This is a genomic window from Synechococcus sp. R5-12, from assembly GCF_047502655.1.
Lineage (GTDB): Bacteria > Cyanobacteriota > Cyanobacteriia > Thermostichales > Thermostichaceae > Thermostichus.
On sequence record NZ_JANSIM010000253.1, the window covers coordinates 1 to 9,203 of the forward strand.

Annotated in this window: 7 protein-coding genes; 5 read left to right on the forward strand and 2 right to left on the reverse strand. The window is 59.7% G+C overall.

Annotation, left to right across the window (positions count from 1 at the left end; translation table 11 throughout):
• Window positions 1-24: 24 nt before the first annotated feature.
• Window positions 25-396 (reverse strand): nitroreductase family protein, encoded by a 372-nt coding sequence (locus NW843_RS12755; RefSeq protein ID WP_414399329.1) that lies wholly within the window; start codon window positions 394-396, stop codon window positions 25-27.
• Between the two features lie 275 nt (window positions 397-671).
• Between NW843_RS12755 and dapA the strand changes: the two genes are divergently transcribed.
• Together dapA and NW843_RS12765 are read left to right on the forward strand one after the other, a co-directional pair.
• Entirely contained in the window at window positions 672-1,592 is a 921-nt protein-coding gene (gene dapA / locus NW843_RS12760; RefSeq protein WP_414523128.1) for a 4-hydroxy-tetrahydrodipicolinate synthase, read from the forward strand.
• A 219-nt stretch (window positions 1,593-1,811) separates the two neighbouring features.
• Entirely contained in the window at window positions 1,812-3,647 is a 1,836-nt protein-coding gene (locus NW843_RS12765) for a ribonuclease J (RefSeq protein ID WP_414329733.1), read from the forward strand.
• 71 nt (window positions 3,648-3,718) lie between these two features.
• On the opposite strand, the gene NW843_RS12770 is transcribed toward NW843_RS12765, so the two are convergent.
• The gene (locus NW843_RS12770; protein WP_414523129.1) at window positions 3,719-4,678 is read right to left on the reverse strand and encodes an SGNH/GDSL hydrolase family protein; all 960 of its coding nucleotides are present in this window, start codon (window positions 4,676-4,678) and stop codon (window positions 3,719-3,721) included.
• 160 nt (window positions 4,679-4,838) lie between these two features.
• Between NW843_RS12770 and NW843_RS12775 the strand changes: the two genes are divergently transcribed.
• The 3 genes from NW843_RS12775 to purD all read left to right on the forward strand — a co-directional run bounded on the left by NW843_RS12775 (window position 4,839) and on the right by purD (window position 8,785).
• Complete coding sequence (locus NW843_RS12775) at window positions 4,839-6,128, forward strand: HD domain-containing protein (RefSeq protein ID WP_414349558.1); 1,290 nt, start codon at window positions 4,839-4,841, stop codon at window positions 6,126-6,128.
• 83 nt (window positions 6,129-6,211) lie between these two features.
• Complete coding sequence (locus NW843_RS12780; protein WP_414383000.1) at window positions 6,212-7,387, forward strand: glycosyltransferase; 1,176 nt, start codon at window positions 6,212-6,214, stop codon at window positions 7,385-7,387.
• A gap of 102 nt (window positions 7,388-7,489) precedes the next feature.
• Complete coding sequence (gene purD / locus NW843_RS12785; RefSeq protein ID WP_414523130.1) at window positions 7,490-8,785, forward strand: phosphoribosylamine--glycine ligase; 1,296 nt, start codon at window positions 7,490-7,492, stop codon at window positions 8,783-8,785.
• Window positions 8,786-9,203: the final 418 nt, after the last annotated feature.

The window sequence follows — 9,203 nt, forward strand, 5'->3', positions numbered from 1 at the left end:
TTCCTGAACCATGTTCAGGAGAGTTCAGCGTGAATGTATCAGATAGGTTGCCTGGGCCATGTTCACCCAGCCTTCCGCTTTTTCGGGGGGGAGGATCCCGGCAGCAACGCTTCTTTGCACAATTTCAGGCAGTTTCTCATACCCCCGCAGATCCCCCAGGATGATAAACACCACCGATGCATCCGCCACCTTCTGTTGGTTGTAGGCCAGAGATTTGAGGCGCTCTTTGTCTTCCGGGTCGGTGACCGCAACAAACCGCCAGTGCTGAATGTTGAAGGAAGAAGGAGCTTCCGTAGCATAAGCCACCAGCTCTCGGATCTCCGCTTCCGATAAACGGCGGCTGGGATCCAATTTGTCGGCGGAAATGCGCTCTTTCAGGGCAGTTAGGGCGTCCATAGGGATCCTCAAGTGTCGGTAGAAAGGCTGCTCCCCCCAAAGGTAGGGGCAGGATTGGCAAATGGCTATACATTCCGTGTTCAAACGGTCTGTCTTCTTTGTTATCTCCCTTTTATCCAGCCTGTGGCAACCGGGTGAGGCACAAACTGGGCCTTGGCAGGGCAGGCAAGCGGGATCCCTAACGCAAAGGCAGGTATGATGGAAAAACAAACTGGTCTCATCTGGGTCGCCCGGTTAATCGTCGGATTGGTGTGGTTGATGGGGAGAAGCAATCGGTGAACTTCGGTCGAGTGCTGACGGCCATGGTTACCCCCTTTACCGATGAGGGGGAGCTTAACTACGATGAGGCCGCTCGTTTGGCCGATTACTTGGCAACCCACGGCAGTGACGGCTTGGTGGTCTGTGGCACCACAGGCGAATCTCCCACCCTAACCTGGCAAGAGGAGTATGAGCTGTTCCGCGTGGTGCGAGATGCCGTAGCCGGTCGGGCTAAGGTGATCGCCGGGACGGGATCCAACTCCACCCGTGAGGCCATTGAAGCCACAAAAAAGGCCGCTCAACTCGGTTTGGATGGCTCTCTGCAGGTGGTGCCCTACTACAACAAGCCTACCCAGGCCGGCCTTTATGAGCACTTCAAGGCCATCGCCCAAGCCAGTGACCTGCCCATCTTGCTCTACAACATTCCCAGTCGGACAGGGGCCAGTTTACAGCCGGAGACCGTAGCGAAATTGGCAGAATTGGAAACGGTTGTCGCCATCAAAGAAGCCGGTGGTATGATGGATGTAGCTTCGGAAATTCGGCGACTCACTCCCTCGCGTTTTGCCATTTATTCGGGAGATGACTCTTTGACGTTGCCACTCCTATCTTTGGGAGGCAGCGGTGTGGTCAGTGTAGCCAGCCACCTGGTTGGGTTGCAGTTGCAGGAGCTGATCCAGAGCTACATCAGAGGGCAACACGATCAAGCTTTGGCCCACCACCTGCGCCTGTTTCCGTTGTTCAAGGTTTTATTCATCGAGACCAACCCAGTTCCGATTAAGGCCGCATTGGAGATGCAGGGTTGGCGAGTGGGTCGGGCGCGCCTTCCCCTAGCGCCTCTACAGCCCAGTTCTCTGCAGGTTTTGCGACAGGTGCTTGAAGAGATGGGCCTACTGGCTGAATCGAAGGGATCCGAACAAATGGCGACGAAAGTTTCATGATTGCATTTTTAGGCTTTGCTTCTGCCATGACCACGGTTTTCAGGGGTTTGCAAGGGGCTCTTTTGTGGCGTTTGACCTGTGGGTAGGTAGCTTTTTCCCTGAAAAGCTCTTCCCCGGCCTGGGAAATGGATGAGTTGCGGCTTTCGCCCACAACTTTGTCGGGGATAGCCTGCGCCTATTTCTGTTTTTGTTTTTTTACTGTTGAGGATCTAAACCCATATGCCAACACCACGTTCTTCAGTTGTTTCTCGTTCTGTAACCCCACAGTCCACCTCTTCCGTTCAGATGATTCCGCTGGGCGGCGAACGGGAGATCGGCAAAAACACATGGGCCTTCCGCTACGAGGACGACATTATCCTCTTGGATGCCGGTTTGGCTTTTCCCGATGAGAGCATGCACGGCGTGAACATCGTGCTGCCGGACATGACCTACATCAAGCAAAACCGCGACAAAGTGCGGGGGATGGTGGTTACCCACGGCCACGAAGATCACATCGGTGGCATCCCGTATCACCTGCGGGAATTTGATATTCCGGTCATCTACGGCCCCAGATTGGCGCTGGCGCTGCTGGAAGAGAAATTGCGGGAAGTGGGCCTGCTCAACCGCACAGAGCTGCGTCCTGTTGGCCCCCGTGAAATCGTTCCCTTGAGTAAGCACTTTTTTGCCGAATTCATTCGCAACACCCACTCTTTTGCCGATAGCTTTACGGTGGCTCTGCACACGCCTGTGGGCGTCATTATTCAGACCGGCGACTTTAAGATCGACCATACCCCCGTGGATGGGGAGTACTTCGACCTGCAGCGGTTGGCCGAACATGGGGAAAAGGGAGTGCTCTGCCTGATCAGCGACTCCACCAACGCGGAAGTGCCGGGGTTCACCCCCTCTGAAGCCTCAGTGGTGCCCGGTCTCACCAAGGCCATTGCGGGAGCCAAGGGACGGGTGATCATCACCACCTTTGCTTCTTCGGTACATCGTCTCAACTTGGTGCTGCAGATTGCCGAACAGCAAGGTCGGGTGGTGTCTCTGCTGGGCCGCTCCATGCTAAACGTGGTGGCTCATGCGCGGCGCTTGGGCTACATCCGCTGCAAGGACGAGACGCTGCAGCCAATGCATGTGATCAACAGCCTGCCGGATGACCGGGTGATCATCCTCACCACCGGATCCCAGGGAGAACCGCTGGCTGCTCTCACCCGCATCGCCAACGGTGAGCACCCGCAGTTGCAAATCAAGCCAGGCGACACGGTGGTGTGGTCGGCCAACCCGATCCCTGGCAACACGATCGCGGTCTCGCGGGTCATCGACAAGCTAATGGAGCTGGGAGCCAATGTCATTTACGGCAAAGACAAGGGCCTGCACGTTTCCGGCCACGGCTGCCAGGAAGACCAGAAGCTGATGATTGCCCTCACCCGCCCCAAGTTCTTTGTCCCCACCCACGGGGAATACCGCATGCTGGTCAAGCACGCCGAAACCGCCATGAGCATGGGGATCCCGCGGGAAAACATTGTAATCATCGACAACGGCGATGTGGTGGAGGTGAACCGGGAGCGCATTGCCATCACGGGCCGCGTCCCCTCTGGCCTGCAGATGATCGCCGCTTCCCACGATGGAGTGGTGATGGATGAGATGATGCAGGAGCGGCAGCAGATCGCCAAAGACGGTATGGTGACGGTGGTGATCAGCCTGGACGGCAGTGGCCAGTTGCTCTGCACCCCACAGGTGCAAACCTTTGGCTTGGCGGGGGAAGGGAACCAACTCAAGGGATCCGACCTGAAACCCCTTCTGGAGAACACCCTTCGGCAAGCGTGGCCCCAATTTGCTCGCTCGCTGGAGCGGGGCAGCCTGGACATCGACTGGGCCGGCCTTAAGGGCGAAGTGGAGCGGGTGGTGCGCCGTTTCTTGCGAGAACAATTGCCCGGCAAGCCCACGGTGGCGGTTTTTGTGCAATCCCCTGAAGAGGAGTCTGTGTCTTCCCTGAGTGTGGAAACCCAACCGGAGCCGGTAGCGGGTGCTCTGGGCCGGCGGCGGCGTTCCTCGGCAGCGGTAGCTGCTTCCTAAAACTGGCCCGTTCTCCGTGGCTGGATCGTCTAAGCGCCTTTGGGATCCCTTGCCGAGCGCAGGGATCCTTCCTATTGTGCCGGCCTGTACCCATCTGCGAGAAAACCTCGGAGGGCAGACTCTGCCGCCGCATCTGGTTGCAGGGATCCCACCTCGCTAAAGAGAGGGCAGCGGGTTTGGGGAGGGAGCGGTTGCCGAAGGGCGCTCAAGAAGGCATCGGCCAAATCGGCGTAGCCCCGGTCGTTGGGGTGAAAGCCGTCGGCCAGCGGGCCGGGAAAGAAGGACTCGCGTCGGTAGGAGCGGGGATCGCAGAGCAAGTCCACCACTGGGATCCCCTGTTGGCTTAAGGGGTTGATGGCCCGTTGCGTGAGGCCAACCGAGATCAGGGAGAGCAGTTGGCGCACGCTGCTGGGTTGCTGCTGACCCAGAGGAATCAGGGCGAAGTTGGGCAGGTTGGCCACCGCCAGGCGAGCTTGAGGGGCACGGGCATGCACCGCTTGCAGCAGGGTTTGGTAATCGGCGGCGAATTGTCGGATCTGCTGATCGACGAAGGGCAAGGGATCCTCACCTCGGAGAGCCCGTTGAGCCGCCGCCAGAGCGATGGCGTTGGTATCGTTTCCGCCCACCCAAATGGTGATCAGGGTGGCATCGGGGGGAAGGCGCGGCACTTGATCCTGCAGCAAATTGGCCGGGATCCCCTGCCTCAGGGCTTGCATGGCGGGGCTGAGCACCGCTCCCGAACGGCCCAGGTTGATAAGCTCCACTGGGCCGGGCAGCAAGCGAGCCAGGCGGGGCACATAGCCCGTTCCATTGGGGCAGTCCAGGGGCTCTGAGCGCTGGGGTCGGCTGCCGCCAGCATTGGCTGGGCCATCACAGGAAATGGAGGCGTTGTAGCCAACGGCATCGCTGGCTCCCAGGGCAACGTAGCGGGTGAGAGTGGGTGGGCTGGGCACAACAGGGGATCCAGAACTGGCAGAGCAGCCGGTTAGCCCCAAACTGAGTATCAAAATCAGCAGGGAGAGGAGGAACACCCAGCTGTCTTGTTGTCTTGGAGTCGAGTTTTCTGGGGTTCGGGTGCTGGCATCCTTTGCAGAGAGAGGCATGGGAAAGCGGGCATAGATAGGGCGAGGCGGGAAGCACCCCCAGACAGGCTAGCCAAGGATCCCAAAATTGGCGAGGTATGGTGGGAGTATGCCGCTACGGTTTTGCAAGTCCCGCACCTACCACGATCCCCTGCATGGCGCCATCAGCCTGAATGGAGGGGACGCGGTTGAGGCTCTGCTCATTCGCCTGATCGATACACCGGCCTTTCAGCGGCTGCGCCGCATTCGCCAGTTGGACACGGCCTTTTTTACCTTCCACGGGGCAGAGGGATCCCGCTTTACCCATTCGGTGGGGGTGCTGCAGGTAACGCGGCGGCTGTTCGACAAATTGGCCCATCGCCACCCAGAGCTGCGCCCCTATCGAGCGGTAACCTTGGCCTCGGCTCTGCTGCACGACATTGGCCATGCCCCTTTTAGCCATGCCGGGGAAGAGATCTTCGGCTGCCGGCACGAGGTTTGGACGGCCCGCATTCTCCGGGAGGATCCCCAGGTGAGGACGCTGCTGGCGGAGTTTGATTCCCAACTGCCGGCCCAGATGCAGCAAGTGCTGCAGAAGCAATTTCCCCTGCCGCTGGTGGGGCAACTCATCTCCAGCCAACTGGACTGCGACCGCTTCGATTACCTGATGCGGGATAGCCTGCTCACGGGTGCCCAATACGGCCACCTGGACTTGGATCGCATCCTAACGGTGCTGGATTATGACCCGGAGACGGGATCCCTGTCCATCCCCGCCCGCAAAGGCCTGGGAGCCATCGAGCACTACCTGGTGGTGCGCTATTTCATGTACACCCAGGTGTACCAGCACCCCAAGAGCCTCTGTGCCCGTTTTATCTTGGAGCGGCTATTCAGGCGGGCAGAGGCGCTCCTGCAAAGGGGGGAGATTGAGCTGGATCCCATCCTCAGCGCTTGGTGCTGGGCCTCGCTGGCGGCCCAAAAAGGGGATCCCTTCGAGTTGCCGCTCCCCCTCTACTTGGCTGCCGACGATATCATCTTCAGCTACCCCATGCGCCTCTGGGCCATGTCGGGGAAGGATCCCATCTTGGCGGATCTGTCGCGGCGCTACTTGGAGCGGGATTTGTTCAAGGCCCGCAACATTACCCAGTTGTCTGAGGAACAACGCCAAACCCTGGTGGCCGCCGTGCAGGCCAAAATGCTGCAGGACGGGCTGGATCCTGAAAGTTACTTGGGCATCCGCTCTGCCCATGTCCAGGGCTATAGCTTTTATGACCAAGGGATCCAGCTCAAAACCGAGCGTGGCTATGAAGAAATTGCCCATCTTTCCCCTTTGGTGCGTGCCTTGGTGGAAACCCAGCGCCAGGTCTGGCTAATCTTTCCCCGGCCCTATGGCGATATCGTAGAGGGGGTTTTGTCTGCCTAGAAAATCATTGGGCCATCCCAGAGCTAGAGCATTAGAGGTGGGAATCTGTTCCTGAGCACATCTAAACAACGAGGGAAGCAGGAGTGGGGATCCGAGAAATCCTAACGGGGGTATTGTCCTTAACAGCTTTGGCGATTGCCCTAGTGGCTCTGCAACTGAGGCGAGCGTTGCGGGCTTCCCCCTGGCTGAGGGATCCCCCGGCGGAACAGGCAGGGGAAATCGCGGCCGGGATGGAGCGGCTGGCGGTGATCGTGCCCGCCTACAACGAGGCCGAGAACGTGGTGGGCTGCCTCAGCAGCATTCTGGACAGCACCTCTGCCCCTTTGCAGGTGTGGTTGGTGGACGATGAGTCCACGGATGCCACCTGGGAGTTGGCGCAAGCCCTGGCCGCCGAACGGCAAGATCCGCGCCTACACCTGCTCAAGGGGGATCCCCGTCCCAAAGGCCAAAGGTGGGTGGGCAAAAACTGGGCCTGTGCCCAAGCCGTCGCCCGCGTAGAAGCCGACTACTTGCTGTTTCTGGATTGCGACGTGCGGCTGGGATCCGGTGCCATTGAAGCGGCCTTAGGACATTTGCTGGCAAGCGGCAGCGGCTTGGTGAGTGTAGGGCCGCAATTGGTGTGCGGTTGCCTGGCGGAGTGGCTGGTGCAACCCATCATGATGACCATCCTGGCGGTGGGTTACAACTTTGCCGCCGTCAACGATCCCGACAACCCCAAAGCCTTTGCCTTTGGTCCCTTCCTGCTGTTTCGCCGCTCTGCCTACGAGCAAGTTGGCGGGCATGCCGGAGTGGCCGATGTGGTGATCGAGGATGTGGCCCTGGGGCAACGGATCAAAGCCCAGGGGTTGGGCCTGCAAATTTGCCTGGGAGGGCCGCGGGTGCGCAGCCGCATGTATGCCAACGGGGCTGCCCTTTGGGAAGGGTGGACCAAAAACTGGTTCCTGGGCCTGGAGCGCAACTGGGCCTTGGCGGTGTTGGCAATGGGTACGGTCTTGGGGATCTGCAGCTTGCCCTGGTTGGGGGTGATCCTGGCTGGGGCTACGGGATCCCTGGAGGTGCTGTTGGCCAGCTTGGCAGGGATCCTGGCCCAATTGGCCATCCGGCTTCTGCTCCGGCATTGGGCGCATCTGCCCCTCTGCTACTGGTGGCTAACGGCAGTGGGGGGTTGGGCGACAGCGGCCATCATCTTGGCTTCGGCCATCCGCACCACCACCGGCCGCAACTGGACTTGGCGGGGCCGTTCTCTCGCCGTCCACTGACCGGAGTGCGCCAACACCCCAGAAATGGTTCAAGAACATGGTCTAATGGGGGATGTTCGGAAAACAGGCAAGCTGGGTTTAGAAACAGCGGAATAGCACACCATGCAGGCTCTGGTCATCGGATCTGGGGGGCGAGAACACGCTCTGGCCTGGAAGCTGTTGCAGTCTCCCCAGGTTACTCGGATCTACTGTGCCCCCGGCAACGGCGGCATGCAGCAGCTGCCCCGCTGTCAATCCGTGGCTTTGGCGGCTACCGACATCGAAGGGCTGGTGCGGTTTGCTACCGTACAAGGGATCCGCCTGACGGTGGTAGGGCCAGAGCTGCCCTTGGTGCAGGGGATCGTGGACGCCTTCCAGGCAGCAGGGTTGCCCATTTTCGGGCCTAGCCGCGCCGCTGCCCAACTGGAAGGAAGCAAACTCTGGGCTAAGCAATTGATGCAAGAGGCGGGGATCCCGACTGCTCGCGCTACCGGCTTTGCTGAGCTATCTGCCGCTGTGGCCTATCTCGACTCCCAGAGTTTCCCAGTGGTCATCAAAAAAGACGGACTGGCTGCCGGCAAGGGGGTAACCGTTGCCCAAAACCGGGAAGAAGCCGTGCAAGCCCTGGAAGCAGCCCTGGCCAAGCCGGGCGATCAGGTGCTGATCGAGGAGTTTATCCCCGGCCAGGAGGTGTCGGTTTTGGCTCTAACCGATGGCCAGATCTGTGTGCTGCTGCCACCTGCCCAGGACTACAAGCGCCTTGGCGAGGGCGATACCGGCCCCAACACCGGCGGCATGGGAGCTCATGCCCCTGCGGATCACCTGGTCACTCCAGAACTGTTGGCCCGCATCCAAACCCAGATCCTGGATCCCACCCTGGAGGCTTTGCAACGGCGGGGCATCCGCTACCAGGGGGTGATCTATGCCGGTTTGATGATCACGCCCAGTGGGGATCCCTACGTGTTGGAGTACAACTGCCGCTTTGGGGATCCCGAAGCTCAGGTCATCCTGCCCTTGCTGGAAAACCCTTTGGACGAGGTGCTGCTGGCCTGTATAGAAGGACGGCTGGCCCAAATCCAGCTCAAATGGAAACCCGGCTATGCCGCCTGCGTGGTGATGGCAGCCCCAGGCTATCCCGATGCCTACGAGCGAGGGATCCCCATCTCCGGCTTGGATGCAGCTGCCACCACGGGGGCGTTGGTGTTTCATGCGGGTACCCGCCAGGCAGGCAAGCAGCTCCTGAGCGATGGCGGGCGCGTTCTCTGTCTTACCGGCCAAGGGGCAACCCTATCCGAGGCCCTGCGCCAAGCCTACGCAGCTGTGGAGCAAGTGCAGTTTCCCAAGGCCTACTACCGTTCTGACATCGGCAGCCACGCCCTGGGGCCTGCCGTCCGCCGAGGAGTGATCCCTACCCCATAAAGCCATCCCTTGCCCTCTCAGCTGCAGCCGGATGGAAGAAGCCCCAGAGGGGTCGCTCCTCCAGGGCCCATAAAGCAGCTTTGAAAAAAGCTTTGATGCTTAGACGATAGCGCTTTCGGTAACAAGACGGCAACAGTGATATCAAAAGCTCAACTTTACTTTAGATTCCTTAACAATAGCCCTCTGCTTTGACTAGGCACGGATATTGCTGAGCTGAGTCTCTCCCCTCTCGAGGGGGATCCCCCATTAGCCCACTTGAACTGTTGCGGACCCGGATCCCCTAGAGCAGGCATTTCCTCTCCCAGGGTGGAAGAGGGGTTGGGGGTGGTCGTCTGGGGCAGCGCATGGCAGAGGAGACTATCTCTCTCAAATAGATTCAGCTAGAAATCGCAGGAGCCCCGCACTGTACCCGTAGGGT

What these genes read in the sequence shown, in the direction of transcription:
- NW843_RS12755 (WP_414399329.1), bottom strand. Translation starts at nt 396, where the DNA reads ATGGACGCCCTAACTGCCCTGAAAGAGCGCATTTCCGCCGACAAATTG.
- NW843_RS12765 (WP_414329733.1), top strand. Translation starts at nt 1,812, where the DNA reads ATGCCAACACCACGTTCTTCAGTTGTTTCTCGTTCTGTAACCCCACAG.
- NW843_RS12775 (WP_414349558.1), top strand. Translation starts at nt 4,839, where the DNA reads ATGCCGCTACGGTTTTGCAAGTCCCGCACCTACCACGATCCCCTGCAT.
- purD (WP_414523130.1), top strand. Translation starts at nt 7,490, where the DNA reads ATGCAGGCTCTGGTCATCGGATCTGGGGGGCGAGAACACGCTCTGGCC.